We start from the raw sequence: 26,347 nt of genomic DNA, 5'->3' as shown, positions 1-26,347 counted from the left end.
TCCGGGTCGGCTGCCGCTGACGCGGTAAACAGCGCGTCCGGCCTGGCCGGCGCCGGTGGCTCTGCCGCCGACACGGGCTCCGGCTCGGGCGCGGACGGTTCCGCCTCGGCGGGCCGCACGTCCGGCGCTGCCGCGTCCGGGTCGGCTTCCGCTGACGCGGTAAGCAGCGCGTCCGGCCTGGCTGGCGCCGGTGACGCCGGTGACGCCGGCGACTCCGCTGCTCCGCCGCGTGCGCGGCGGCGTGCCACCCGCAAGGTGGCGGCACCTGCCGAGACCGCGGCCTCGGGCGCCGCGTCCGGCACCGCCGCTGGTGGCTCTCAGGCCGACGCGGCAGGCAGCGCGTCCAGCGCGGCGTCGGCCGGTGGCTCCGCCGCTGCGGCCGGGTCGGGTTCGGGCGCCGATGGGTCCGCCTCGGCGGACAGCGCTTCCGGTGCTGACGCTGCCGGGTCCGACTCCGCTGCTCCGCCGCGTGCGCGGCGGCGTGCCACCCGCAAGGTGGCGGCTCCGGCTGCCACGCCCGACGAGGCTGCGGCCTCCGGCTCCGCTGACGCCGGCGACGCGGCTGCTTCCGCCGCGCCGGCTGCCGTCGCTGACACCGCGGCCGGCTCCGGTGCGGACGGTTCCGCCAGTGACTCCGCTGCTCCGCCGCGTGCGCGGCGACGCGCCACCCGCAAGGTGGCCGCGCCGGCCGAGGCGCCGGCTGCCGACCCCCGGGAAGCGTCCTTCCCGGCCGCCGCCGCGCAAGCGGCACCCGCCGCACCCGCCTCCGAAGCCGAGACCGGCGGTCGTACCTCGCGCCGCCGGGGCAAGAAGGCCGCGCCCGCGGCCACCTTCTCCGCCGGGGACAGCTCGCGGCGGCTCAAGCCCGGCGCGCTCGCGCCTGCGGGCGAGGCGGCGCAGGAGCAGGCCGCACCCGCCGCACCCGCCGCACCCGCCGCTCAGGAGACCGAAACCGAGGCCCCCGTGAACGCGTACACCGGGCAGGCCGTGCAGGACGGCGACGGCTGGGCCGTCGAGGTCGACGACGCGTACGAGATCCGCGGGTACGGCGCCACGCTCGAAGAGGCCGCGAACCAGGCGATCGCCGCGCTGGCCGAGGCGTTCGACATCCCGGCGCAGTCGGTCACGCTCGAACTCGGCACCAGCAGCGCCACACCGCCGGCCCGCGGCCGGCGCCGCGCGTCGCGTCCGCCGACGGCCGTCTTCCAGCCGCCGGTGTTCCAGGCGGCCACCGGTGAGCCGGCCCAGGCCGCGGCCGTCGCGCCGGCCGAGCCGGCCGCCGCGGAGGAGGCGGTCGCCGAGGAGCAGGACCACGAGCAGGAGGGCGGCGGCCCGCGCCGCCGCCGTCGCCGCCGTGGCGGAAGCGCCGACCACGCGCCCGCCGCCGTGGCCGACGACACCGAGCAGCCCGAGGCGGCCGCCGCCGACCAGGGCGACCACGGCCAGGACGACGAGTCCGACGACGAGGGCTACGCCGACACCGACGGCGACGGCGAGGACCGCCCGTCCTCGCGCCGCCGCCGCCGCGGTGGCCGCCGCCGTCGCCGGGGCGACTCCGCCGAGCACGACGGAGCCGCGGCCGGCGAGGACGAGGACGACACGCAGGACGAGTCCTCGGACGACGAGCACGACCAGGACCACGACCAGGACCAGTCCGACGACGACCACGCCGGAGGCGGTTCGAGCAGCAGTCGCCGGCGCCGCCGTCGCCGCCGCCGCGGTTCTGACTCCGGCGGTGACGACGGCCAGCACGGCCGCCAGGTCGCCGACGACCCGGAGCGCACCGTCGTCAAGGTGCGCGAGCCGCGCGCCAAGGCCGACACCTCGCACCTGGGCACCGGCATGGACGAGGTGCAGTCCATCAAGGGCTCCACCCGCCTTGAAGCCAAGAAGCAGCGCCGCCGCGAGGGCCGCGAGCAGGGCCGCCGCCGGGTGCCGATCATCACCGAGGCCGAGTTCCTGGCCCGCCGTGAGGCCGTCGAGCGGGTGATGGTGGTCAGGCAGAACGGCGACCGCACCCAGATCGGCGTGCTGGAGGACGACGTCCTCGTCGAGCACTACGTCAACAAGGAGCAGGCCACCTCGTACGTCGGCAACGTCTACCTGGGCAAGGTCCAGAACGTGCTGCCGTCGATGGAGGCCGCGTTCGTCGACATCGGCAAGGGCCGCAACGCGGTGCTGTACGCCGGTGAGGTCAACTTCGAGGCGCTCGGCTTCGGCGGCGGCCCGCGCCGGATCGAGTCGGCGCTGAAGTCCGGCCAGCCGGTGCTGGTCCAGGTCACCAAGGACCCGATCGGCCACAAGGGCGCCCGGCTGACCAGCCAGGTGTCGCTGCCCGGCCGCTACCTGGTCTACGTGCCCGAGGGCTCGATGACCGGCATCAGCCGCAAGCTGCCCGACACCGAGCGGTCCCGGCTCAAGACGATCCTGAAGAAGATCGTCCCCGAGGACGCGGGCGTGATCGTGCGCACCGCGGCGGAGGGCGCCAGCGAGGACGAGCTGCGCCGTGACGTGGACCGGCTGCAGGCGCAGTGGGAGGACATCAAGCGCAAGAGCAAGGGCGGCAACGCGCCGACGCTGCTCTACGGCGAGCCCGACATGACCGTCCGGGTGGTCAGGGACATCTTCAACGAGGACTTCTCGAAGGTCATCGTCAGCGGCGACGAGGCGTGGAGCACCATCCACGACTACGTCACGCACGTCGCTCCCGACCTCGCCGACCGGCTGTCGCGCTGGACCTCCGAGACGGACGTCTTCGCGACGTACCGGATCGACGAGCAGCTGCTCAAGGCGCTGGACCGCAAGGTCTGGCTGCCGTCCGGCGGTTCACTGGTGATCGACAAGACCGAGGCGATGGTCGTGGTCGACGTCAACACCGGCAAGTTCACCGGGCACGGCGGCAACCTGGAGGAGACCGTCACCCGCAACAACCTGGAGGCGGCCGAGGAGATCGTCCGGCAGCTGCGGCTGCGGGACCTCGGCGGCATCGTGGTGGTGGACTTCATCGACATGGTGCTGGAGTCCAACCGCGACCTGGTGATGCGGCGGCTGCTCGAATGCCTGGGCCGGGACCGCACCAAGCACCAGGTGGCCGAGGTCACCTCGCTCGGCCTGGTGCAGATGACCCGCAAGCGGGTCGGCCAGGGGCTGCTGGAGTCGTTCTCCGAGACCTGCGTGCACTGCAACGGGCGCGGCGTCATCGTCCACATGGACCAGGCGACCACCACCGGCGGCGGTGGCGGCAAGCGCAAGCGGCGCGGCGGCAAGTCGGGGAACGGCAACGGCGCCGACGGCCACGAGCACGAGCACGACCACGAGGTCGACTCGGCGGAGGAGCTGCCGGAGCTGGAGCCGATCGAGGTCGGCGAGGCCGAGCTGGTGCCGTCGGTGGGCGATCCCGAGGAGGAGTGGTTCGGCAGTGCCGCGGAGGCGGAGGCCGCGGCCGGTTCCTCGCGTGGCCGCGGCCGGCGCCGCGGCTCCCGGAAGGCGACCGCTCCGGCGGGCGCCCCGCCGGCGGCCGACGAGCCGGAGCCGGCCGTGGTGGTCGTCCCGGTCAGCGAGCCGGCCGTGCCGGTCGAGCCCGAGGTCTCCACCGAGCCGCCGGCCCGCACCCGGCGCCGGGCCACCCGCAAGGTCAGCGCCCCGGCCGGCTCCCCGCCGGCCGCGGCCGAGGCCGTCACGGTGGTCACCCCGGCGGAGCCCGCGCCTGAACCGCCCGCGGCCGAGCCCGCGGTGACGACGGAGCCCGCACCCCGCCCGCGCCGCCGCGCGACCCGCAAGGCGACCGCGGCGAGCGACGACGCGGCCGTGGTGGTCGTCCCGACCCCGGCGACCGCCGAGGAGCCCGCCGAGTCCGAGCCCGAGCCGAAGAAGCGCGCCCCGCGCAAGGCAGCGGCGAAGAAGACGGCGAAGAAGGCCGCGACAAAGAAGGCCGCGGCCAAGAAGACGACCACGAAGAAGTCCGCCACGAAGAAGACGGCCACCCCGGCCGAATAACCGGCACCACCCCGGCGGGCGCCCCCACGACGGGGCCGCCCGCCGGCGTTTTCCCGCAACGCCCCGCCCGCAGATCCACCCCCGCGCGGACGCCCCGGCCGAACGGGTCTTTTCAGGGGCGCAGGCCCGTTCCCAACCTGCGGCTGCCGCCGCGCGGGCGCGATGTGCCCGGGCTTCACCAGGGGCGCGGGGAACTGCGCCACAAGCCACGACGGTGGCGCGCGTGGCCGCCGGCCAGGAGGGGCTGGTGCTGTTGTTTCCCGGCCCCCAACCTTCGGTCGGGGATGCCCCCAGGCCGGTGGGGGCTCGGGGTCCGGGCGCGCAGCGCCCGGTGGATTTGACCGGGCCGGAGGCCGACACGTAGCCTTGACCTTCGGCGTTTCTGCGCCCACTTCTGAGCAAATTCCTCCCGGTCCGCCGGGAGAGGCCCCCCGCGCTCCATCGGGACGGCTGGCATCAGGGGTCCGACTGAGCGAGAGAGTGAGTTCCGCGTGTACGCGATCGTGCGTAGCGGTGGCCGTCAGCACAAGGTGGCTGTCGGCGACATCGTAGAGGTAGACAAGATTTCCACCGGCAAGGTGGGCGACGCGGTCGAGCTCTCGACCCTGCTCGTCGTGGACGGCGACGCTGTCACCAGCGACCCGTGGGTGCTGGCCGGGATCAAGGTCGAGGCCGAGATTGTGGACCACCACAAGGGCGTCAAGATCGACATCCTGCGCTACAAGAACAAGACCGGCTACCGCCGCCGCCAGGGTCACCGCCAGCAGTACACGGCGCTGAAGATCACCGGCATTCCCGCGGCTGCGAAGTAAGGGACTGAGGAGACATGGCACACAAGAAGGGCGCATCGTCCACTCGGAACGGTCGCGACTCCAATGCCCAGATGCTGGGCGTCAAGCGTTTCGGCGGCCAGGTCGTCAACGCCGGTGAGATCATCGTCCGCCAGCGCGGCACGCACTTCCACCCGGGCTCCGGCGTCGGCATCGGCAAGGACGACACGCTGTTCGCGCTGTCCGCCGGCGCGGTCGAGTTCGGCAAGAAGCGCGGGCGCCGCGTCGTGAACATCGTTCCGGCCGCCTGACCCCAGGCACGCTGCACGACCGTAGAACGAAGAGCACCATCTCCGAGGGCGGACCCTCTTCCTGGCAACGGGAAGCGGGCCCGCCCTCGGCGTGTTGCACCACGTGGTGAAACGCGCCAACCTGGACCAACCGTATGTATCTGGAGGAAGCAACCATGACCACCTTCGTGGACCGCGTCGAGCTGCATGTCGCCGCGGGTAACGGGGGCCACGGCTGCGCCTCCGTGCACCGGGAGAAGTTCAAGCCGCTCGGCGGCCCCGACGGCGGAAACGGCGGCCGCGGCGGCGACGTCATCCTGGTGGTGGACCAGGACGTCACCACGCTGCTCGACTACCACCACAGCCCGCACCGCAAGGCCACCAGCGGCAAGCCCGGCGAGGGCGGCAACCGGTCCGGCAAGGACGGCACCGACCTGGTGCTGCCGGTGCCGGACGGCACGGTCGTGATGGACGCGCAGGGCAACGTACTGGCCGACCTGGTCGGCCAGGGCACCACCTTCGTCGCCGGCCAGGGCGGCCGCGGCGGCCTCGGCAACGCGGCGCTCGCGTCGGCCCGCCGCAAGGCACCCGGCTTCGCGCTCTTCGGCGAGCCGGGGATCGCCCGGGACGTGGTGCTCGAACTCAAGACCGTGGCCGACGTGGCGCTGGTCGGCTACCCGAGCGCGGGCAAGTCCTCGCTGATCTCGGTGCTCTCCGCGGCGAAGCCGAAGATCGCCGACTACCCGTTCACCACGCTGGTGCCCAACCTCGGTGTGGTGACGGCCGGTTCGACCGTCTACACGATCGCCGACGTGCCCGGGCTGATCCCCGGCGCCAGCGAAGGACGCGGGCTGGGCCTTGAGTTCCTGCGGCACGTGGAGCGCTGCTCGGTGCTCGTGCACGTACTGGACACCGCGACGCTGGAGTCCGACCGCGACCCGCTGTCCGATCTCGACGTCATCGAGGCGGAGTTGGCGGCGTACGGCGGCGGCCTCGAGGACCGGCCGCGGCTGGTCGTGCTCAACAAGATCGACGTACCCGACGGCCGGGAGCTGGCCGAGATGATCACGCCGGACCTGGAGGCGCGCGGCTACCAGGTCTTCTCGGCGTCCGCGGTCTCGCACGAGGGGCTGCGCGAACTGTCCTTCGCGCTGGCCAAGATCGTCGCCGAGACCCGCGCGGCGACCCCGGTGCAGGAGTCCACCCGCGTGGTGATCCGCCCGCAGGCGGTCGACGACGCGGGCTTCACCGTCACCCAGGAGGAGGACGGCCTCTACCGCGTCCGCGGCGAGAAGCCCGAACGCTGGGTCCGCCAGACCGACTTCAACAACGACGAGGCCGTCGGCTACCTCGCCGACCGCCTCAACCGCCTCGGCGTCGAGGACGCCCTCCTCAAGGCCGGTGCGAACCCCGGCGACGGCGTGGCGATCGGCGCGGACGACGACGCGGTCGTCTTCGACTGGGAGCCGACGATGGCCGCGGGCGCGGAGATGCTCGGCCGACGCGGCGAGGACCACCGCTTCGACGAGCCCCGCCCGGCCGTCACCCGCCGCCGCGACAAACAAGCCGAACGCGACGAGTCCGACGACGAGTTCCGCGGCTTCGACCCCTTCGCCTAGCCGCCCGCCCCCGGCGGGGGAGCGCCCCGTAGGGGAGCGGGGAACTGCGGCACCCGTGTATGCAGGGGAAAGCGACAAATACTACGCTGGAGCGCGAAGACGATCAGTGTGACGCGCTGCCGGGGTGGACGGCGGTCGCTGGCCGCCATGTCAGGTCGAGCAGAAGTGAGGGTTCCCGATGGCTCGCGTCAGCGTCGTCGTGATCACGTACAACGACGCCGAGCAGGTGACCGCCGCCGTGCGGTCCGCGCTCGAACAGGGCGACGAGGTCGGCGAGGTCCTGGTCGTCGACGACTGCTCCACCGACGGCACCGCCCAGGTTCTCGCCGGGCTGGCCGGCACCGACCCGCGCGTCCGGGTCCTGCGGCGCACCGGCAACAGCGGCGGCTGCGGCACCCCCCGCAACGACGGCCTCGCCGCCGCCGCGTTCCCGTACCTGATGTTCCTCGACAGCGACGACATCCTGCCGCCCGGCGCCGTCGACGCCCTGCTGCCGCTCGCCGCCAAGCAGCGCGCCGACGTCACCGCCGGCCGCGCCGTCCGCTGCGAACTGCCGGGCGGCCGGGAGACCGTCTGGGCCCCGCAGTTGTACGACACCGCCGCCGGCGCCACGCTGCCCGGCACCGTGCTGACCGGCATCAGGCAGCACCCGGAGGTCCTCTGGGACACCCTGTCGGTGAACAAGCTCTACCGCACCGCCTTCCTGCGCGAGCGCCATCTCACCTTCCCCGACGGCGCGTTCCACTACGAGGACTTCGTCTTCACCGCCCGGGTCTACGCCGCCGCCCCCCGGATCGCCTACACCGACGAGCCGGTGTACGTCTGGCACGTCCGCCGGCAGGCGGCCAGGCTGTCGATCTCGCTGCGCCGCGCCGACCTGTCCAACTGGAAGCACCGGATCGCCGCGCACCGCGGCGTGGTGGACACCCTCCGGGACGCCGGCGAGTACGACCTCGCGGAGGCCGCGCAGGCCAAGTTCCTCGACTACGACCTGCCGATGTACGTCCGGGAACTCCCGCAGCGCCCGGCCCAGTACGTCACCGACTGGTGGCGGATCACCCGCGACTACGTGGGCGGCTTCGACCGCGAGGGCGTCGCCTCGGCCGCCGTGCCGTCCCGCTGGATGGCCCGCGCGCTGACGGCGCCGGGCGCCGAACTCCCCGAGCCGGGCGCGGCGGGACTCGGCCGGCTGGTCGAACTGGCCGCCCGCCCGCCGCGGTTGATCCCGCCGTACGGCGTGACCGCCCCGCTGGAGCTGGACGAACTCGCCGTCGAGGCGCTGCCGGTGTGCGTGGACGCCCGGGTGCAGACCGGGGCCAGCACTCGGCTGAGCCTGCGCGTGCACGACCTGTACGGGCGGCTGGCCACCCTGCACCCGGTGGCGATCCGGGTGAACCTGACCGAACGCGGCTCCTCGGATCCGGCGATCACCGTACGCACCCCGCTGATCGGCGAGGGCGCCGGCTGGACCGCCGTGGTCAGGCTGAACACCGGGGAGCTGGCCCGCGGCGGCCGGCTCGCCGTCTGGCACATCCGCGCCGAGATCCACTACGCGGCCACCGAGGCGCGCACCCCCGTGGAGGTGCGGGCCGCCGACGGCCAGGACGCCAGGCGCGGCGCGGTGGTACGCCCCACCGGCCAGGTGCTGCTGGTGCAGACGCACATCACCGCGGGCCGCGCGCTGATCCTGCGGGTCGCCGACGGCATGCAGGGCGCCCGCCGGGTCGCCGGCGGCCGGCTGCGCCGCCTGCTGGGCCGCTGAGCCCGGCCGCAACGACCGCCGGCCGCAACGACCGCCGAAACCCGGCGGAAGCGTTCAGCGCGGAAGACTCGAAGCGCCCGCCGGCGAACCCTCAGTGCTCCCGCGCCAGTTCGAGCATCCGCTCGATCACCCGCGCCGAGGCGTGCCCGTCGTCCAGGTCGCAGAACAGCCCCTGGAAGTTCTTGTACGCGTCCTGGTACCCCTTGCTGACCGCGTCCAGGTCGCCGAGCGCCGCGATCAGCTCGTCCGACGTCGCGATCAGCGGCCCGGGGGCCTCCTGCTCGAAGTCGAAGTAGAAGCCGCGCAGTTGGTCCCGGTAGTGCTCCAGGTCGTAGGTGAAGAAGAGCATCGGCCGGCCGGTGTTGGCGTAGTCGAACATCAGTGACGAGTAGTCGGTGATCAACGCGTCGGCGGCCAGGAAGAGTTCGGCGATCTCCGGGTACTCCGAGACGTCCCAGACGAAGCCCTCGCCGGCGCCGGGCACGGTGTCCACCACGTTGGGGTGGCGGCGGACCATCAGCGCCCAGTCGTCACCCAGCGCCTCGCGCGCCTTGGCCAGGTCCAGCCGCAGGTCCAGCTTGTACCGGCCGGGACCGTAGAACTGGTCGTCGCGCCAGGTCGGCGCGTAGAGCACGACCTTCTTGTCCGGCGCGATCCCGATCCGCTCCTTGACCTCGCGGGCGATCCGCTCGGCGTCCGGCGAGTACAGCAGGTCGTTGCGCGGGTAGCCGGCTTCCAGCAGCTCGCCCTCGAAGGCGAAGGCCCGCTTGAGGATCGGGGTGCTGAAGCGGTTCGGCGAGACCAGGAAGTTCCAGGCCAGCGACTCCTGGGCGACGTTCTCCAGGTACCTGCTGTTGGCGAACTGCACGTCCTCGATGTCGTGGCCGATCTTCTTCAGCGGGGTGCCGTGCCACGCCTGCACGATGACCTGGCCCTCGCGCCGCTGGATCCAGTGCGGCAGGTGCGCGTTGGTGACGATGTAGCGGCAGCGGGCCATCGCCTCGAACCACTCGCGGCCCCACATCCGTACCGCCCTGGTGCCCTCGGGCAGCTCCACCTGCTCGTCCCTGACCACCCACAGGTGCTCCAGGGGCTCGCCGCGGCGTACGAACTCCTCGTAGACCGCGCGCGGCGAGTCGGAGAACTGCTTGCCGGTGTAGCTGTCGTAGAGTACCGCGTCGCGCAGCGGCTGCCGCATCGCCTCGGGGTAGGTGTGGGTGCGCAGTTGGCGCTGCCGGTACGGTCCGCGCTCGTCGTCCTTGAGGGCGGAGGTCACCTCCAGGGCCAGCCGGTCGTAGCTGTAGCAGGCGGCGGTGTAGCCGCGTCCGCGTACCTCGGTCTTCTCCGGTAGCCGGTCGATCATCTCCGGGGCGACCACGACCGGCGACAGCTCCTCGCCGGCCGCGGCGCTGCGCAGCATCACGTTCCACCGGCCGGGGCGCAGCGGCAGCGAGCCGGCCAGCGAGTCGACCGCGGCGGGGGTGACCCGGGCCGAGAACCGGCCGCCGGCGACGGTCGCGGGGAAGGTCTTCACCTCGTGGTGGCCGCGGTGCTTGAGCAGTATGTTCACCTGGCCGGTGTCGGCCGGGCAGTCGCCTTCGAGCAGCAGCTCGCCGCGCGCGTCCCAGGTCAGGGTGTCCACCGTGGGGCGCAGCAGCCGGTCGCTGAACAGCAGGTAGCCCGGCGCGTTGCGGTGCAGCGCCAGCTCGCGGGGCAGCCCCGAGCCGGCGGCAGTCGCCAGCGGGTAGTGGCCGGCGGCCAGTCCGTCGTCGGCGATCAGCTGGCGGGGCTTGTCCTCGCCGGGCACGGTGATGTCGGTGCGCCAGGTCTCGGCGGTCGGCGGCTTCACCGAGGAGCCGGGGCTGACCACCGTACGACCGCCCACGATGTCCGCCACCGGCACCCGCACGGTGAACGGGGTGCCGCCGTCGTCGAACCGGCCCGGCAGCAGCGGATAGCTGTGCTCGGTGGGGGTCTTGAGGTGGTGGATGCCCAGCGTGCTGCCCTCGGTGAACCGGCCGCCGAGCACGCCGTGCAGCACGATCTCGCCGTCGACCAGCTTGTGGCCGGTGACCCGCGCCTTGACCTGCTCGACCCGCAGCCGCAGCCGGCTGCCGATGAACATCGGCACGATCCTGGTCTGCGCGTCCACGTAGTGCACCGGCGGGTGGGTGCCGGAGCCGAACGCGCCCGGGTTGAGCGCGCCGCGCCTGAGCACCCCGCGGCTGAGGTTGCCGATCGCGAACCGCCAGGTGCCCTCGGCCCACTTGCCCTTGGTCTTCAACCGGTTGGTGTCCAGGCTCAGTTCGAAGCCGGACCAGTCGTAGGAGTAGCGGCCCTGGCCGGAGCCCGCGGTGGCGTCCGGCCGGTGCGAGGTGCGGGCGGGCAGCACCAGGGTGCGCTTGGTCTTGCTGTTGCGCAGCGCGATGACCTTCAGCGACATGTGCCGCTTGTGCACATTGAGATTGCTGACGTACGAATGGCCGGTGATCTTGAGCCGGTCGCCCTCCCAGCTGATGCTTTTCACCTTGGAGCGCAGCGCCAGTTCCTGCTTGAGCCGGTACACCCGCTTGGGAACGCCGACCGAGGGGTCCTTGAAGAACGGGTACTGGGCATATCGGCGGAAGCGGCGGAGAACCGGCAGCGAACCGCCGGTCCCCTTGCGTTCGAACGCCAGCACTTCGAGGAGTTCGTCGAGTTTGCCCTCGCGGATCAGGTACCACTTGAGCCGCATGATCGACGGCAGCGCGTCCAGGGTGTGCGGGTCCACCCGGCTGAGGAAGTCCGAGGCGACCTTCATGAACAGCTCGCGGAACTCCTGGTCCGCCTCGGGCAGTACGTTGATGAAGATCCGGATGTCGCTGCCGAGCGCCGACTTGTCGTACCAGCGCTTGTAGCGGCGGTACTCCTTGCCCGGGTGCGCGGCCAGGAACCGGCTCACCGAGTCCACCGCCGCCACCCGGTCGCGTACCGCGTTCAGTTCGGTGCGGCGCTGGGTGATGGACGGGGCCGCGCTGCCCTCGCGCTGCCGCCAGTAGTAGACCGGGTCGCTGAGGATGTCCACCGAGCGGGCCCGGAAGTGCGCGGGAAAGGTCAGCGGGATGTCCTCGTAGAGCACGCCCTCGGGGAACGCCATCTCGTAGGTGTCCCAGAAGTCCCGGCGGAAGACCTTGTTGGGCGCCAGCCGGTCGTGGATCAGCGACTCGTCCCGGGTGATGTGCGTCCGCAGCCGGGTGCGGGCCATGGCGCGGCGGTGCATGGGCGACTGCGAGGTGCCGGCGATCCGCAGCAGCAGCACGTTGCCGGACACGAAGTCCGAGCCGGTCTCGTCCAGCGTGCGCAGGCACAGCGCGTACGCGTAGTCCGGGATCACGTCGTCACTGTCGACGAACGTGAGGTATTCCACACCGGGGGTGGTGTGACGCACACCGCTGTTGCGGGCGTTGCCGAGGCCGCCGTTGGGCTGCTGCACCAGCCGGAAGCGCGGGTCGCGGTCCTGGTAGCGGCGGGCGATCTCGGCGCTCGAATCGGTGGAGCCGTCGTCCACCATGATCACTTCGAGCTCGGCCAGGGTCTGCGCGGCCAGCGAGTCCAGGCACTCTTCGAGGTACGTCTCGACGTTGTAAATCGGTACGACGACGGAGAGTCGAGGATCCATGGGTGGAACAACCTTTCGAAGGCCGGCGTGCGGGGGCTGTCAGGGAGACCCGGTGAATAAGGTGTCCTGCGCCTGTGAAGACCGCCGGGTACTTCTGGTTCACCCGGAGTTTATCGCACGGACTTGTTAGCGCCGGGCTTCGTTAGACTGGCGAAATGACCTGGATGATCACCGGCGGTGCCGGATATATCGGTTCGCACGTCGTCAAGGCGATGACCGACGGCGGCGAGCGGGTGGTCGTTGTGGACGACCTGAGCACCGGCGATCCGGGCCGGCTGCCCGCCGGAGTGCCGCTGGTCCGCGGATCGGTGCTGGACAGGGCGCTGCTCGACGAGACGATGCGCGAGCACGGGGTCGACGGGGTCGTGCACATCGCCGCCAAGAAGCAGGTCGGCGAATCGGTGCAGCGCCCGCTCTGGTACTACCGGGAGAACGTCGAGGGGCTGCGCACCGTACTGGAGGCGGCGGTTGACGCCCACGCGCGGCGGTTCCTGTTCTCGTCCTCCGCGGCCGTATACGGAATGCCGGATGTGGAACTCGTCACAGAGCAGACACCCTGCGTGCCGATGAGCCCCTACGGCGAGACCAAGCTCGCCGGCGAGTGGCTGGTCGCCGCGGCCGGCCGGGCGCACGGCATCGCCACGGCGGCGCTGCGCTACTTCAACGTGGCCGGCGCGGCGAGTCCCGAACTGGCCGACCCCGGCGTGTTCAACCTGGTCCCGATGGTCTTCCAGCGGCTGGCCGAGGGCCTGCCGCCGCTGGTCTTCGGCGACGAGTACCCGACCCCCGACGGCACCTGCGTGCGCGACTACATCCACGTCGAGGACATCGCCTCCGCGCATGTCGCCGCCGCCCGCCGGCTCGGCGCGGACCCCGCGGCCGAGCTCGTGCTGAACATCGGGCGCGGCGAGGGCGTCTCGGTGGCCGAGATGGTCCGGATCATCGGCGAGGTTTCCGGTCACACTGGGCTGGCGCCCGAGGTGGCCCCGCGCCGCCCCGGCGACCCGGCTCGGGTCGTGGCCTCCGCCGAGTCCATCGGCAGGGAGCTCGGCTGGACGGCGCGGTACAACGTCCGGCAGATGGTGGAGTCGGCCTGGAAGGGCTGGCAGCACCACCACCCGGGCTAGCCGGGTCCGGTCCGCCGGCCCCGGGCGCGGGTGGGAACGGCAGCTGACCGGGACGGCACCTGACCGGTGGGGCTTCCGACCGGTACGAGACCAGGCACGAGGGACCTACGTGACAGCGGCGGCAGTACGGCAGGACGTGGCGCGGGCCCGCAGGGTCGTGGTCAAGATCGGCTCCTCCTCACTGACCACGGCCGCCGGCGGCCTGGACGCGGACCGGGTGGACGCGCTGGTCGACGTCCTGGCCAAGGCCAAGGAGGGCGGCGGGGGAGCGGCCCGGGAGATCGTGCTCGTGTCGTCCGGCGCCATCGCCACCGGGCTCGCCCCGCTCGGGCTGCCCCGGCGGCCCCGCGACCTGGCCAGGCAGCAGGCCGCCGCCAGCGTCGGCCAGGGCCTGCTGGTCGCCCGCTACACCGCGTCCTTCGCGCGCTACGGCATCCGGGTCGGGCAGGTGCTGCTGACCTCCGACGACGTCAGCCGCCGCGCGCACTACCGCAACGCCTACCGGACGCTCGAACAGCTGATCAGCATGGGCGCGCTGCCCATCGTCAACGAGAACGACACCGTGGCCACCGACGAGATCCGCTTCGGTGACAACGACCGGCTGGCCGCGCTGGTCGCCCACCTGGTGCACGCCGACCTGCTGGTGCTGCTGTCCGACGTGGACGGCCTCTACGACGGCGACCCGCGCTCGCCCGGCAGCTCGCTGATCGAGGAGATCACCGGGCCCGCCGACCTCGAAGGCGTCAGCATCGGCAGCGCGGGCCGCTCCGGGGTCGGCACCGGGGGCATGGTCACCAAGGTGGACGCGGCCAGGATCGCCACGGGGGCGGGCGTGCCCGTCGTCCTGACCTCGGCGATCCACGCGGCCGACGCGCTGGCCGGACGGGTCACCGGCACGTACTTCCACCGCACCGGCAAGCGCTCCGCGGACCGCCTGCTGTGGCTCGCGCACGCCTCCACCCCGCGCGGCGGCCTGCGCCTGGACGCCGGCGCGGTCCGCGCGGTCACCGAACGCGGCGGCTCCCTGCTGCCGGCCGGCGTGACGGCGGTGGAGGGCGATTTCGTCGCCGGCGACCCGGTGGACCTCCTGGACGAGTCCGGCCATCCCGTGGCCCGCGGCCTGGTCAACTTCGACGCCCGCGAACTCCCCCGGCTCCTGGGCCGCTCCACCCACGACCTGGCCGCCGAGCTCGGCCCGGCCTACGAACGCGAGATCATCCACCGCGACGCCCTGGTCGTCCTCTGACGAGGACGTTCCCACGGCAGGGCCGGGTGCTCCCGGCCGGCCGGGGCGCCCCGGCGCGGGGGACTACATCGGGGGCTCGGCCGATGGCTCGTCGGGGGCTTCTTCGCGAAAAGCACCCCGCGCTCCTCCCGAGCCTGGTCAACTTTGATGCGGAGGAGTCGTCCGGGCCCACAGGCGCGGGCGGCGCCGGAAACGTAACCCACAGGGAGGCCGCCGTGAAGCGAGGGCGCCCAGGGCCGTTGTCCAGGGGTTCGGCCGAGCGCGCGCTGGTCAGCGTGGACAGCGCCACCGTGCCCCGGCAGGCGGAGGAGCGGTCGGTCTCCCGGCTGTGGCACATCACGCTCAGCGTCTCCGGGCCGCAGACCCCGCTGCCCGAGCTCCGCCGCGGCCTGGAACAGCTCGCCCACGACCACCCCTTCCTGCTGACCAGCCGCTACGCCACCGACCACGCGGAGATCCGCTACTGGGAGGAGGCCCGCGACCTGCACGACGCCGCCGCGATCGCGCTGCGGCTGTGGGGAGAGCACCGCTCGACGGCCGGGCTGCCGCCGTGGGAGACCGTCGGCCTCGAAGTGATCGACCGGGTCACCTACCACCAGCGCCTCGCGGAGGGCTACGGCCCCGCCCCGGCCGTCCCGGTCGGCGTCCACCCGTTCTGAGCCACGGCCGGCCGCGGCCGGACCCGTTCAAGCCGGGGTTGCCGCATCCGCCCCGGCCTGTCGGACCCGCCCGGTACTCTGCCCCTATGACCGTCCACCCGGAGCTGCCCTCGCCGTTGCCGAAGAGCCCCGTGCTGCTCGCCGCCTACCGCGCGAAGGCCGCCGCGGCCGACCTGGCGCCCACCCCGCGGGCCGCCAAGGACGACGCGCTGCTGGCCATCGCGGACGCGCTGATCGTCCGCACCCAGGAGATCGTCGCGGCGAACGCCGAGGATGTGGCCAGGGCCAAGGCCGCCGGCACCAGCGCCTCCCTGGTGGACCGGCTGACCCTGACCCGCGAGCGGGTCGCCGCGATCGCCGCCGACGTCCGCCATGTGGCCGGCCTGCCCGACCCGGTCGGCGAGGTGCTGCGCGGCTCCACCCTGCCCAACGGGCTGGACCTGCGGCAGGTCCGGGTCCCGCTCGGCGTGGTCGGCATCATCTACGAGGCCCGGCCCAACGTCACCGTCGACGCCGCCGCGCTCTGCCTGAAGTCGGGCAACGCGGTGCTGCTGCGCGGTTCGGCCTCCGCCTACGCCTCGAACACCGCCCTGGTCACTGTGCTGCGTGACGCGGTCGGCGGCGCCGGCCTGCCCGCGGACGCCGTCCAGCTGGTGCCGGGCGAGAGCCGGGAGTCGGTCACCGAGCTGATGCGCGCCCGCGGCATGGTCGACGTGCTGATCCCGCGCGGCGGCGCCTCGCTGATCCGTACCGTCGTGGAGGGCTCCACCGTCCCGGTGATCGAGACCGGCACCGGAAACTGCCATGTGTACGTGGACGCCGCCGCCGACATCGACATGGCAGTGGAGGTGCTGGTCAACTCCAAGGCCCAGCGCCCCAGCGTCTGCAACTCCGCCGAGACCCTGCTCGTGCACCGCGACATCGCCGACCGCTTCCTGCCCCGCGCCCTGGACGCGCTGGCCGAGGCGGGGGTCACCGTGCACGGCGACCCCCGGGTACTGGCGGTGGCCGAGTCCTCCGGCAGCAAGGCCACCGTCGTACCGGTGACCGCCGAGGACTGGGAGACCGAGTACCTGTCCTACGACATCGCCGCCGGTGTGGTGGAGTCGCTGGAGGCGGCCGTCGCGCACATCCGGCTGTGGTCGTCCGGCCACACCGAGGCCATCGTGACCGGCTCGCAGCCCGCCGCCCGCCGCTTCACCCAGTTGGTGGACGCCGCCGCGGTGATGGTGAACGCGTCGACCCGGTTCACCGACGGCAGCCAGTTCGGCTTCGGCGCCGAGATCGGCATCTCCACCCAGAAGCTGCACGCCCGGGGGCCGATGGGCCTGCCCGAGCTGACCTCCACGAAGTACGTGGTCACCGGCGACGGCCACATCCGCTGACCCCCGCGGCCCGCCCGGGTACCACAGACGGCCCACAGACAGTCCGGATTCCCCTGCCCAAAGGGCCAACTTCCGCATTACTCTGGACAGATGCCGGACGATGACGAGTTCGCCTCCGTAGTCCTCGACGAAGAATTCGTACGGTCTGCTCTGTTCCATGAGCCCACGGCCAAGGAACGGACGCTTGCCGTCGCTGAAGGTCCCGCGCTGCCGCCCGGCTGGTCCGGCAGGCGCAGAACCGCCGAGTCCGCACACGTCCCGGAACTGGACGAGTCGGACACTCTCGAATCCGATGAGCTGTACGCGGCCGGTCACCCGTACCGCGGCAGCAGCACCCGCTGGCACCGCCCCGTCGCCTGGGCACTGGCCGTGGTCATGGGCATAGGGGTGGTCGCCCTCACCTTCGCCGCGGTGTACCGCGGCGCGGGCGGCGGCGGCCGGCAGCCAGCGGCTCCGCCACCCTCCACCGGTACCCAGGTCGGTCCGGCGGGCTCCGCCGGATCGGTGGGCTCGCAGGGCGTACCGCCGACCGTTTCCGCCCGGTTGCCCTGAGCTGATGTCAGATTGCGTGCCAAGTTGACCGGTACCACGGCGTATATTCACCCGCCCGAAGACTTAACCTTGTGATATGAGCGGGCCTGGAGAACCCCCAGAGGGCACGCCCGAGGGCACCCCTGGTGGCAGCGAGGAAGAGTATCGATCCGTCGTCTTCGACGAGTCGTTCGTGAGAGCTGCCCGCATCCAGGAGTTCTCCGCCCGGGAGCGGCTCGACGGCGCCACCCGGGCGGTACGGATCAGGCATGTGATCCCGCGCGGGCTGGCCCGGCAGGCGGTGGCGCTGATCCTGCTGATCGTGGTGGCCTTCGGTTTCGCCGTGTACATGGGAGTCAGGCACCCCTACAAGTCCCACAACCAGGTGGCCAGCGAGCAGCTGCGGGTCACCACGCTGTCCCTGGTGCCGCCCGGGGTGGTGCCGGCGGTCTCCGCCGACGCCCCCTTCGACGGCGGGCAGGCCGCGCTCTACAAGGCGGGCGCCGACGGGCTGGTGCTGCCGAAGGCGCACCGGGTGGGCGGTTTCGCGAAGAACGAGGTCAGCGAGGCGTTCGACACCGCCAAGGAGTACCTGACCGACTCCGCGATCGACCTCAAGGCGGTCACCGGCGGCGATGTCGGCAAGATCCGCGACCTGCTGAACCCCGGCCAGCTCGACGAGTTCGAGAGCAGCCTGATCAGCCCGGTCGCCGACGGCACCCATGAGACCACCGGCTGGATCGTCCGCTTCAACCCGACCGCCATCCAGGTGGTCAAGCACGGCATCCGGGTGGAGGGCAGCCTGGCCGCCAGCCAGACCAGCTCGAACGAGCTGGAGATCGCCGCCGACCACACCTTCGTCTACGCGCTGCGCGGCACCGGGGACGGGGAGGGCGCGGTGTCGCTGTTCACGGTGCGGCGGCAGCTGCGGTTCGAGTTCAACCACGAGGATCTGCGCCAGCACCACATCCAGCTGGTCCAGGCGAACATCGCGGCCGGCCCGCTGGCCTGCAACTCCGATGTGACGAGCTTCCACCCGATCCTGGCGGGCAAGTCCGCGCCCGGCGGGGTGGCCGGCATCGACCCGTACGACCACGTCAACCCGGTCGGCACCGGCTGCGCGGTGCTGACCGACGCGGCGACCACCCCGGCCCAGGCTTCTCCGGCCCAGTCCTCCCCGGCCCAGTCCTCCCCGGCTAAGTCTCCTCCGGCCCCGTCGTCACCCGCCCAGGCCAAGCCGAAGGGCTAGGCCGGCGACTGGTCGGCCGGCGGCTCGTCCGCGGGCCCGCCGGAGCTGCCGGAGGAAGAACCGTTGGCCGCGCCCGCTCCGGTGAACTTGTCCCGCAGCTTGCCGCCGAAGTCGCCGGCGCCGTTGGTGATGTCCCTGATCAGACCCATCAGCGGGTCCTTGCTGCTCTTCACCGATTCGGCGTAGTGGCCGGCCGACTCCTTGAACGCGTCGGAGACCGAGGTGTCCTTGTCCTCGGTGCGCCGCGGGTAGTGGCCGTCCATGATCCGCTGGTATTCCCGGCTGGCCGCCCACTTGCGCAGCTCCGCGGCCCGGACCGTGGTGAACGGGTGGCTGCGCGGCAGCACGTTGAGGATCTTCAGCACGGAGTCGCGCAGGTCGCCCGCGGCCTCGTACTCGTCGGCCTGCTTCAGGAACGCGTCGACGTTCATCTCGTGCAGGTGGTTGCCGCCGGCGATCTTCATCAGGCCGCGCATCGACGCCTGCAGGTCCTGGCCGACCAGCAGCCCGGCCCGGTCCGCGGACAGCTCCGACTTGCGGAACCACTCGCGCAGCGCGGTGACGATCGCCAGCACCGCCAGGTTGCCCAGCGGGATCCAGGCCACCCGCAGCGCCAGGTTCGTCAGGAACAGCAGGATCGTCCGGTACACCGAGTGGCCGGACAGCGCGTGGCCCACCTCGTGGCCGACGACCGCCCGCATCTCCTCCTCGTCGAGCAGCTCGACCAGGCCGGTGGTGATCACGATGATCGGCGCGTCCATGCCGATGCACATCGCGTTGGGCTGCGGATCCTGCGTCACGTAGAGCGCCGGGATCTTCTCCAGGTCCAGGATCTGGCAGGCGTCCCGCAGCATTGCGTTGAGATGCGCGAACTGCTCGTCGCTCACCCGGACGGAGTCCGACAGGAACAGCAGCCGCAGGCTGCGCTCGGGCAGCAGCCCGCTGAGCGCCTTGAAGACCTGGTCGAAGCCGCTCAGCTTGCGCAGCGCGACCAGCGCGGAGCGATCCGCGGGGTGCTCGTACGCCCGCGACGAGATGTCGGGGAACAGTCTGCGGGTGCGTCCTGGAAGCCGGTCTCCCGCACGGTCTTCGGTTCCCGGCGTGTCCGCCGGGCCCTTCTTCGGGTCCTGCGGTTCATTCGGCACGGACATACTGGCCCAACCCCCTGCTAGCCCACGGGTACATACTCTGGGACGCGCGGAGCCTGCGCGAAGTTCCCCAGGCGCCGCCCGTACCATGTGCCGTGAGTCTTCCCGTCGTCCCCGACTTCGTAAAGGGTCCCGCTGACCATGACGCCCACCGCAGCCTCAGCCCTGACCACCCTCGCCGCGGACGGCGGCGGCAACCACCCGAGCCTGAGCCCGTACCTGACCGGTTTCGGCGCGCTCGGCGTGCTGCTGATCCTGCTGTGGCTCGTCACCCGCTTCAACCGGGACTGACGGACCGCCATGACCACGAATCCGGCAGGTCCGCTGTCCACCACCGCGGCCAGGCCCGGGGCGAAGCAGCGGATCGGCGTGATGGGCGGTACGTTCGACCCCATCCACCACGGGCACCTGGTCGCCGCCAGCGAGGTGGTCAGCCTGTTCGGGCTCGACGAGGTGGTCTTCGTACCGACCGGGCAGCCCTGGCAGAAGAGCGACCGTGACGTGTCGGCCGCCGAGGACCGCTACCTGATGACGGTGATCGCCACCGCGTCCAACCCGCAGTTCTCGGTCAGCCGCAGCGACATCGACCGCGGCGGCAAGACGTACACCATCGACACCCTGCGCGACCTGCGGGCCGAGCACCCGGAAGCCGAGCTGTTCTTCATCACCGGCGCCGACGCGCTGTCCCAGATCTTCTCCTGGCGGAACGTCGAGGAGCTCTTCTCGCTGGCGCATTTCATCGGAGTGACCCGTCCCGGGCATACTCTGGCGGACCCGGGCCTCCCCGAGGGGGGCGTGTCGCTGGTGGAGGTGCCGGCGCTGTCGATCTCGTCCACGGACTGCCGGCAGCGGGTGGCCAAGGGGGATCCTGTCTGGTACTTGGTTCCGGACGGTGTGGTGCGCTACATCGACAAACGCGCGCTGTACCGGGACGCGACCGGGTAGCTGCGAACGAAACACGTGAAGGGGTTCCTCGTGAACGACGCAAACCCCCGTTGGCGCAACGCCGAGGGCGGACCTGACGACGAGAGAGACCCTTACGCGCAGGACCCCTATTACCAGCAGCAGCCCTACGGTTACGACCAGTACGGCCGGCCCCTGCTCCAGGCCCCGCCGCCGCCCCAGGTCCCGCAGCAGCAGGGTTACGACACCGGGCAGCAGCCCCGGCAGTCGTACGACACCGGCCAGCAGCCGCGCTATGACGCCGGCCAGCAGCAGACGTACCAGGGCCAAGGCCAGTTCTACGCCGACCCCGCGCAGACCTACGCCGGCCAGCAGCCCGGCTGGATCCCGCAGCAGCCCCAGCAGCCGTACTACGAGCAGCCGCCGCAGCAGCAGGGTTACGACACCGGGCAGCAGCCCATATATCAGCCCGGGTACGACACGGGCCGGCAACCGCGCTACGACACCGGCCAGCAGCCGGTCTACGAAACAGGCCAGCAGCCCGTCTACGACACGGGCCAGCAACCGGTGTACGACACCGGCCAGCACCAGGTGTACGAAACCGGACAGCAGCCCATATACGACACCGGGCAGCACCAGGTCCCGTACGAGCAGCCCCCCGCCGCCGCCGCCCCCGCGCGCGAGCCGGCACCCGAGCGGGACATCGAACGGCCCCTCCACTCCGAGCAGTTCGCCTTCGTCGACGAGGAATCCGACGACTCAGAAGAGGTCATCGACTGGCTGAAGTTCTCCGAGTCGCGCACCGAGCGCCGCGAGGAGGCCAGGCGGCGCGGCCGGAACCGCAAGACCGCGCTGCTGCTCGTCATCGTGCTGGCCGTGGTCGGCGGCGCCGGCTACCTGTGGCAGGCGGGCAAGCTGCCGGGCACGGGCAAGTCCAAGGGCGCGGCGAGCGCCTCGGGCGGCTCGCAGAAGCGCGATGTCATCGTCATGCACATGCTGCCGGTGAACGGCGGCCCCAGCTCCACCGCGCTGCTGGTCGACAACCGCACCAAGGGCCGCGGCTCCACGGTGCTGCTGCCCGGCAACCTGTCGGTCACCAACGACGACGGCACCGCGACCACCCTGGACAAGGCCGTCGCCGACGGGGTCGGCCCGACCAGGGACTCGCTGAACACCCTGCTGGGCGCCGACATCACCGGCAGCTGGCGGCTCGACACCCCGTATCTGGAACTGCTGGTGGACTCCCTCGGCGACGTCTTCGTCGACACCGACACCGCGGTCAAGGGCACCGGCAAGGACAGCGGCAGGACCGTGGTGGCCAAGGGCGAGCAGCAGGAGCTGACCGGCCAGGCCGCCGTCGCCTACGCCACGTACAAGGCGCCCGGCGAGACGCAGGACAAGCAGCTGGCCCGGTTCGGGCAGGTGATGCAGGCGGTGCTGAAGAAGATGCCCAGCGACGCGCCGTCGGCCACCAAGGTCGTCCAGTCGCTCAGCCAGATCCTCGACCCGTCGCTGACCGACAAGCAGCTCGGCGCGTCCCTGGCGCAGCTCGCGGACCTCGCCAAGACCGGCGCGTACGACACCACCATGATGCCGGTGCAGAAGGACGGCACGATCAGCGCCCAGACGACGGACACCGTGGTCAAGGACGTGCTCGGCGGCACCGTCAAGCAGTCCACCGGCACCGGACCGGCCCGGGTGTCGATCAAGGACGCCACCGGGAACGTGAAGGCCGGCCCGATGGCGCAGGCCGCGATCCTCAACGGCGGCACCTACACGTACGTCGCCGGCGGCAAGGCCGCCACGACCTCGGCGGCCTCCCAGGTGGTCTACGCCGACCCGACCAGGCTGGCCGCGGCCAAGGACGTCGCCGCCACGCTCGGACTGCCGGCCACCGCGGTGAAGAAGGGCACGGTGCCGTCGAACGCGGACATCTCGGTGCTGCTCGGCAAGGACTACAAGCCGGCGCCGGCGCCGTAGCCCCGCATCGCGGGCGCGCCGGCACCGCGGGCGCGACACGGTGAGCGGAAACGGGTCGGGGGCTGTCAGAGGGTCGTGAGACCCTTGGAACACCAGCCCCCGATCCGAAAGCCGTTTCTGTGACCGCCACTGACCGTTCCATCGAGCTGACCCGCACCGCCGCCCAGGCCGCTGCCGACAAGCTCGCGCACGACATCATCGCCTACGACGTCAGCGACGTGCTGTCCATCACCGACACCTTCCTGGTGGCCTCCGCGCCCAACGACCGCCAGGTCAAGGCCATCGTGGACGGCATCGAGGAGACCCTGCTCAAGGAGCTGGACGCCAAGCCGGTACGGCGCGAGGGCGAGCGGGACGGCCGCTGGGTGCTGCTCGACTACATCGACATCGTGGTGCACGTACAGCACTCCGAGGAGCGGGTCTTCTACGCGCTCGAACGGCTCTGGAAGGACTGCCCCGAGGTCGAGCTGCCGGCCGACGCGGTGGCCACCCGCGGCAAGGGCGCCGAGCACGCGGCGGCCACCTCCGCCGCGGCGGAGGACGACGGGGACGTGCGCTGAACGGCCACAAGCGCGGCCGTGGCCGCCGGCTCGTGCTGTGGCGGCACGGCCAGACCGAGTGGAACCTCGAGCAGCGCTTCCAGGGCGACACCGACATCGAGCTGACCGCCGCCGGTGTGGCGCAGGCCCGCCGGGCCGCCCGGGTGCTGGCCGCGATGGAGCCCGACGCGGTGATCTCCTCCGACCTGCGCCGGGCGGCGGCCACCGCGGCCGAGCTGTCCGCGGTGACCGGCCTGTCCGTCAGCCACTACGAGGGGCTGCGCGAGACGTACGCCGGTGTCTGGCAGGGGCTGACCCACCCCGAGATCATGGAGCGGTACGGCGAGCAGTACGCGGCGTGGAAGCGCGGCGAGCCGGTCCGCCGCGGCGGCGGCGAGCTGGAGACCGAGGTGGCCGACCGGGCCGCCCCCGTCGTGCTGGCCGCGGCCGACAAGCTGCCCGACGACGGGGTGCTGGTCGTGGTCAGTCACGGCGGCACCATCCGCACCACCATCGGACGGCTGCTCGGCCTGCCCCCGACCAGCTGGGAGGCGCTCGGCGGGCTGTCCAACTGCTGCTGGTCGGTGCTCAGCGAGGGGTTCCGCGGCTGGCGGCTCACCGAGCACAACGCGGGCACGATTCCCGAGGCGGTGCTCGGCGACGACGCGTGAGGGTTCGCCTGCGGCGGCCGGGCCGATTTCGTTTCCGGTCCGCTGACCGGCTATGCTTCTTCACGTCGCCAGGGGAAACCCCGGCCGGCACGGGGCTGTAGCTCAGTTGGTAGAGCGCTTGCATGGCATGCAAGAGGTCCGGGGTTCAATTCCCCGTAGCTCCACGAGTGAGAGAGCGAGACGCGTCCGCGAAGTAGGCGGACGGAGTCTCGCTTTTTCCGTTGGTACGGTCCGCGAGGATCTCCGAGAGGTGGCGGGCGTGGAACTCGCAGCCGACCATCGGGTCGTCGATCGCGCGCAGCCGCTCGATCCGCAGCGCGTCCTCCTCGGCGACCGGGGTGTAGACCACGATCCGGTGCTCCGGCATGCCGTCGATGCTCAGCGACATCGACGTCAGATTCACCGTACCGATCTCGATGTGCCGGAAGATCTTCACCCGGCGCCCCGGCGCCGCCACATCACCGCTCGCCCAGATCTGCGCGAACAGCGGGCTCTCCTTGACCAGCAGTTCGACGAACGACTCCCAGGCCGGCTCGCCCACGTGCCGGCCGTACGAGCGGCGGACCTGGGCCACCATCCACGGCAGCTCCTCCCGCGCGTTCACGAAGGTCGAGCAGCAGTCGGGAATCGTGAACAGCTTGTAGAGCACGTTCCGCTCCCACCGCTCCACCAGTGACGTCATCGGCCACAGCGTGCGGTAGGTCGCGTTCGTGGCCTGTACGTCGTAGCGCGCGTTGTAGACCGCGGCCGGCAGCGGGTCGAGGGTGGCCAGGACGCCGAGAATCTCCTCGCCGACGATCTCCACGTCGGAGACCGGCTCCCGGACGAACGGGATGCCGGCCAGCCGGTACAGGTGCTCGCGTTCGGTGGCGTCCAGCCGCAGCACCCGGGCGACCGCGTCGAGCACCTGGACGCTGGCGTTGATCGGCCGGCCCTGTTCGAGCCAGGTGTACCAGGTGACCCCGACCCCGGCGAGCTGCGCGACCTCCTCGCGGCGCAGTCCTGGGGTGCGGCGGCGCAGCCCGGGCGGCATGCCGACGTCCTCCGGGGTGATCCGCGCCCGGCGGCTGCGCAGGAATCCGGCGAGTTCGGTACGGCGCTGGGAGGACCGGGCCTGGGACGTGGGCTGGCTGGTCATGACACCATCCTCACCCGGGTACCGGCGCACTGCCAGGTGCTGTCAGTACCAGGATCACCGGGCTCTCGTTACCCGTACCGCGGCGGCCGCAGGATCGTCTCATGACCGATACCGCTGTCACCCAGGGAAACGTGCCCGCCCCGACCCGCACCCCGGCCGATCCCGGCACAGGAAGCCCGCGCCGGGCCGGACCCAGGACCGGGCTGCTGCTGGCGATCATCCTCACCGGCCAGTTCATGGCCCTGCTGGACGTCTTCATCGTCAACGTCGCCGCCCCGACCATCCGCACCGACCTGCACGCCTCCGGCGCGAGCCTGCAACTGGTGATCGCCGGCTACAGCATCTCCTACGCGGTGCTGCTGATCACCGGTGCCAGGCTGGGCGCCCTGCTCGGCCACCGGCGGCTGTTCACCGCCGGGCTCGCCCTGTTCACGGTGTCCTCGCTGGCCTGCGGCCTGGCGCAGAGCAGCGGTGAGCTGATCGGCTTCCGCTTCCTGCAGGGCGCCGGCTCCGCGCTGATGATCCCGCAGGTGCTGAGCCTGGTGCAGCTCAACTTCGCCGGCGAGGCGCGGACCCGGGCGATGAGCGTGTACTCGGCCGTGGTCGCCTCCGGCGCGGCCATCGGCCAGACGGTGGGCGGCGTGCTGGTCAGCGCCGACCTGTTCGGCGCCGGCTGGCGGCCGGTGTTCCTGGTGAACGTGCCGATCGGCCTGCTGCTGCTCGCGGTCGTGCCGAAGGTGCTGCCCGAGGACGTCCCGGCCTCGCCCGACCACCGGCGCGGCCTGGACCTGCCGGGACTGCTCGCGCTCGGCGCCGCGGTGACGCTGTTCACGGTGCCGCTGGTGCTCGGGCAGGAGGAGGGCTGGCCGCTGTGGGGCTGGTGCTGCCTGGTCCTGAGCGTGCTGCTCTTCGGGCTGTTCATGGTGCTGGAGTCGCGGCTCGCCCGGCGCGGCGGCGATCCGCTGGTCTCCGCGCGGGTGCTGCGGGCGCCCGGCATCCTGCGGGCCGTGACCGTGATCGCGCTGACGATGGCGGTCAACGCGGGCTTCCTGTTCGCCTTCGCCCTGCACCTCCAGTCGGGCCTGGGCGACAGCGCGCTGCGCACCGGCGTGACGTTCGCCGCGGCGGCGGTGACCTTCGGCGCGGTCGGCCTCGGCTGGCGGTGGCTGCCGGTGTCCTCGCGGCGCTGGATGGCGCCGGGCGGCCTGCTGGTGGCCGCCGGGTCGTTCGCCGGCCTCGGTCTGGCGATGCGCGGCGGCGGGCACGGCGGGGGAGCGCTCTACGTCCTGCTGCTCACCCTCGGCGCGGGCCTCGGCTTCGCGTTCAGCCCGACGCTCACCATGGCACTCGGCCAGGTCGCCCCGGCGGACGCGGCCGACGCCAGCGGGCTGCTCGCCACCATCACCCAGCTCGGCCAGCTGATCGGCGTCGCCACCCTGGGCACGCTGTTCCTGAACCGGCTCGACCTGCCGGGCACGCACCCGTCGGCACACGCCTTCGCCGTACTGACGGTGGCGCTTACGGTCGCGTCGGTGGTCGGCGCGGCGCTCGCGGTGCAGGTCCGCAGGCGCGGCCGCTGAACGGTTCGCGGGCCCGGTCGCCGAACAGCGGCCGGGCCCGCGAACGTCCGGCCGCTGAACGGGAGTTGAGCGGTGCGGGCAACCGGCCGCTCACCG

At 72.1% G+C, this 26,347-nt stretch carries 20 protein-coding genes and 1 tRNA gene; 18 read left to right on the top strand and 3 right to left on the bottom strand.

The genetic code is table 11. The features are described from left to right. Positions 1-42: 42 nt before the first annotated feature. The 5 genes from ACQPW6_RS10570 to ACQPW6_RS10550 all read left to right on the top strand — a co-directional run bounded on the left by ACQPW6_RS10570 (position 43) and on the right by ACQPW6_RS10550 (position 8,437). Positions 43-3,996, top strand: coding sequence for an Rne/Rng family ribonuclease (locus ACQPW6_RS10570; RefSeq protein ID WP_433894489.1), 3,954 nt, complete (start codon positions 43-45; stop codon positions 3,994-3,996). Between the two features lie 491 nt (positions 3,997-4,487). Beyond that, the gene (rplU, locus tag ACQPW6_RS10565; protein WP_433889315.1) at positions 4,488-4,808 is read left to right on the top strand and encodes a 50S ribosomal protein L21; all 321 of its coding nucleotides are present in this window, start codon (positions 4,488-4,490) and stop codon (positions 4,806-4,808) included. A gap of 14 nt (positions 4,809-4,822) precedes the next feature. After that, positions 4,823-5,077: a 50S ribosomal protein L27 gene (gene rpmA, locus ACQPW6_RS10560; RefSeq protein ID WP_433889314.1), complete on the top strand. Its 255-nt coding sequence runs from the start codon at positions 4,823-4,825 to the stop codon at positions 5,075-5,077. 155 nt (positions 5,078-5,232) lie between these two features. Further along, positions 5,233-6,675: a GTPase ObgE gene (obgE, locus tag ACQPW6_RS10555; RefSeq protein ID WP_433889313.1), complete on the top strand. Its 1,443-nt coding sequence runs from the start codon at positions 5,233-5,235 to the stop codon at positions 6,673-6,675. A 178-nt stretch (positions 6,676-6,853) separates the two neighbouring features. Next, positions 6,854-8,437: a glycosyltransferase family 2 protein gene (locus ACQPW6_RS10550; protein ID WP_433889312.1), complete on the top strand. Its 1,584-nt coding sequence runs from the start codon at positions 6,854-6,856 to the stop codon at positions 8,435-8,437. A gap of 91 nt (positions 8,438-8,528) precedes the next feature. Here the strand turns inward: ACQPW6_RS10550 and ACQPW6_RS10545 are convergent, their stop codons facing one another. Then, positions 8,529-12,095 (bottom strand): bifunctional glycosyltransferase/CDP-glycerol:glycerophosphate glycerophosphotransferase, encoded by a 3,567-nt coding sequence (locus ACQPW6_RS10545; protein WP_433889311.1) that lies wholly within the window; start codon positions 12,093-12,095, stop codon positions 8,529-8,531. A 155-nt stretch (positions 12,096-12,250) separates the two neighbouring features. Between ACQPW6_RS10545 and galE the strand changes: the two genes are divergently transcribed. The 6 genes from galE (at position 12,251) to ACQPW6_RS10515 (ending at position 18,292) form a co-directional block, all read left to right on the top strand. Further along, positions 12,251-13,222, top strand: a complete 972-nt coding sequence (gene galE, locus ACQPW6_RS10540) for a UDP-glucose 4-epimerase GalE (RefSeq protein ID WP_433889310.1) — start codon at positions 12,251-12,253, stop codon at positions 13,220-13,222. 136 nt (positions 13,223-13,358) lie between these two features. Next, positions 13,359-14,468 carry a glutamate 5-kinase gene (proB, locus tag ACQPW6_RS10535; protein ID WP_433894488.1) on the top strand — a complete coding sequence of 370 codons (1,110 nt, stop codon included), beginning with the start codon at positions 13,359-13,361 and terminating at the stop codon, positions 14,466-14,468. 215 nt (positions 14,469-14,683) lie between these two features. Beyond that, positions 14,684-15,127, top strand: a complete 444-nt coding sequence (locus ACQPW6_RS10530) for a hypothetical protein (RefSeq protein ID WP_433889309.1) — start codon at positions 14,684-14,686, stop codon at positions 15,125-15,127. An 86-nt stretch (positions 15,128-15,213) separates the two neighbouring features. Then, entirely contained in the window at positions 15,214-16,512 is a 1,299-nt protein-coding gene (locus ACQPW6_RS10525; RefSeq protein ID WP_433889308.1) for a glutamate-5-semialdehyde dehydrogenase, read from the top strand. A 90-nt stretch (positions 16,513-16,602) separates the two neighbouring features. Further along, positions 16,603-17,064 (top strand): hypothetical protein, encoded by a 462-nt coding sequence (locus tag ACQPW6_RS10520; RefSeq protein WP_433889307.1) that lies wholly within the window; start codon positions 16,603-16,605, stop codon positions 17,062-17,064. A gap of 76 nt (positions 17,065-17,140) precedes the next feature. Continuing rightward, on the top strand, positions 17,141-18,292 hold the full coding sequence (locus tag ACQPW6_RS10515; RefSeq protein WP_433889306.1) for a hypothetical protein: 1,152 nt from the start codon (positions 17,141-17,143) through the stop codon (positions 18,290-18,292). On the opposite strand, the gene ACQPW6_RS10510 is transcribed toward ACQPW6_RS10515, so the two are convergent. Next, positions 18,289-19,341, bottom strand: coding sequence for a M48 family metallopeptidase (locus ACQPW6_RS10510; RefSeq protein WP_433894487.1), 1,053 nt, complete (start codon positions 19,339-19,341; stop codon positions 18,289-18,291). The two genes, ACQPW6_RS10515 and ACQPW6_RS10510, sit on opposite strands and share 4 nt — an antisense overlap. A 240-nt stretch (positions 19,342-19,581) precedes the next feature. On the opposite strand from ACQPW6_RS10510, the gene ACQPW6_RS10505 reads away from it, so the two are divergent. The 6 genes from ACQPW6_RS10505 (at position 19,582) to ACQPW6_RS10480 (ending at position 23,697) form a co-directional block, all read left to right on the top strand. Then, positions 19,582-19,731, top strand: coding sequence for a hypothetical protein (locus tag ACQPW6_RS10505; protein ID WP_433889305.1), 150 nt, complete (start codon positions 19,582-19,584; stop codon positions 19,729-19,731). 9 nt (positions 19,732-19,740) lie between these two features. Then, entirely contained in the window at positions 19,741-20,385 is a 645-nt protein-coding gene (gene nadD / locus ACQPW6_RS10500; protein ID WP_433889304.1) for a nicotinate-nucleotide adenylyltransferase, read from the top strand. 30 nt (positions 20,386-20,415) lie between these two features. Continuing rightward, on the top strand, positions 20,416-22,323 hold the full coding sequence (locus ACQPW6_RS10495; protein ID WP_433889303.1) for an LCP family protein: 1,908 nt from the start codon (positions 20,416-20,418) through the stop codon (positions 22,321-22,323). A 119-nt stretch (positions 22,324-22,442) separates the two neighbouring features. Then, positions 22,443-22,883 carry a ribosome silencing factor gene (gene rsfS / locus ACQPW6_RS10490; RefSeq protein ID WP_433889302.1) on the top strand — a complete coding sequence of 147 codons (441 nt, stop codon included), beginning with the start codon at positions 22,443-22,445 and terminating at the stop codon, positions 22,881-22,883. Continuing rightward, positions 22,880-23,533 (top strand): histidine phosphatase family protein, encoded by a 654-nt coding sequence (locus ACQPW6_RS10485; RefSeq protein ID WP_433894486.1) that lies wholly within the window; start codon positions 22,880-22,882, stop codon positions 23,531-23,533. Before rsfS ends, ACQPW6_RS10485 begins: the two co-directional genes overlap by 4 nt. Before the next feature lie 91 nt (positions 23,534-23,624). Beyond that, positions 23,625-23,697, top strand: a tRNA-Ala gene (locus ACQPW6_RS10480). Here ACQPW6_RS10480 and ACQPW6_RS10475 read toward each other — a convergent pair. Further along, entirely contained in the window at positions 23,679-24,671 is a 993-nt protein-coding gene (locus ACQPW6_RS10475; protein WP_433889301.1) for a helix-turn-helix transcriptional regulator, read from the bottom strand. The genes ACQPW6_RS10480 and ACQPW6_RS10475 overlap by 19 nt on opposite strands. Positions 24,672-24,772: 101 nt before the next feature. On the opposite strand from ACQPW6_RS10475, the gene ACQPW6_RS10470 reads away from it, so the two are divergent. Beyond that, a complete protein-coding gene (locus tag ACQPW6_RS10470; protein ID WP_433889300.1) occupies positions 24,773-26,251 on the top strand; it encodes an MFS transporter in 1,479 nt (492 codons plus the stop codon). Positions 26,252-26,347: the final 96 nt, after the last annotated feature.

Source organism: Streptomyces sp. CA-111067 (genome assembly GCF_050956065.1).
In the GTDB taxonomy this organism is placed as follows: Bacteria; Actinomycetota; Actinomycetes; order Streptomycetales; family Streptomycetaceae; genus Actinacidiphila.
The sequence above is the reverse complement of the archived record's forward strand: the minus strand, read 5'-3'. Positions and strand labels throughout refer to the sequence as shown.

Excerpts from the sequence above, each read along its gene's own strand:
- rpmA (WP_433889314.1), top strand. The coding sequence starts at position 4,823 with ATGGCACACAAGAAGGGCGCATCGTCCACTCGGAACGGTCGCGACTCC.
- obgE (WP_433889313.1), top strand. The coding sequence starts at position 5,233 with ATGACCACCTTCGTGGACCGCGTCGAGCTGCATGTCGCCGCGGGTAAC.
- ACQPW6_RS10550 (WP_433889312.1), top strand. The coding sequence starts at position 6,854 with ATGGCTCGCGTCAGCGTCGTCGTGATCACGTACAACGACGCCGAGCAG.
- ACQPW6_RS10545 (WP_433889311.1), bottom strand. The coding sequence starts at position 12,095 with ATGGATCCTCGACTCTCCGTCGTCGTACCGATTTACAACGTCGAGACG.
- galE (WP_433889310.1), top strand. The coding sequence starts at position 12,251 with ATGACCTGGATGATCACCGGCGGTGCCGGATATATCGGTTCGCACGTC.
- ACQPW6_RS10525 (WP_433889308.1), top strand. The coding sequence starts at position 15,214 with ATGACCGTCCACCCGGAGCTGCCCTCGCCGTTGCCGAAGAGCCCCGTG.
- ACQPW6_RS10520 (WP_433889307.1), top strand. The coding sequence starts at position 16,603 with ATGCCGGACGATGACGAGTTCGCCTCCGTAGTCCTCGACGAAGAATTC.
- ACQPW6_RS10515 (WP_433889306.1), top strand. The coding sequence starts at position 17,141 with ATGAGCGGGCCTGGAGAACCCCCAGAGGGCACGCCCGAGGGCACCCCT.
- ACQPW6_RS10505 (WP_433889305.1), top strand. The coding sequence starts at position 19,582 with ATGACGCCCACCGCAGCCTCAGCCCTGACCACCCTCGCCGCGGACGGC.
- nadD (WP_433889304.1), top strand. The coding sequence starts at position 19,741 with ATGACCACGAATCCGGCAGGTCCGCTGTCCACCACCGCGGCCAGGCCC.
- ACQPW6_RS10475 (WP_433889301.1), bottom strand. The coding sequence starts at position 24,671 with ATGACCAGCCAGCCCACGTCCCAGGCCCGGTCCTCCCAGCGCCGTACC.
- ACQPW6_RS10470 (WP_433889300.1), top strand. The coding sequence starts at position 24,773 with ATGACCGATACCGCTGTCACCCAGGGAAACGTGCCCGCCCCGACCCGC.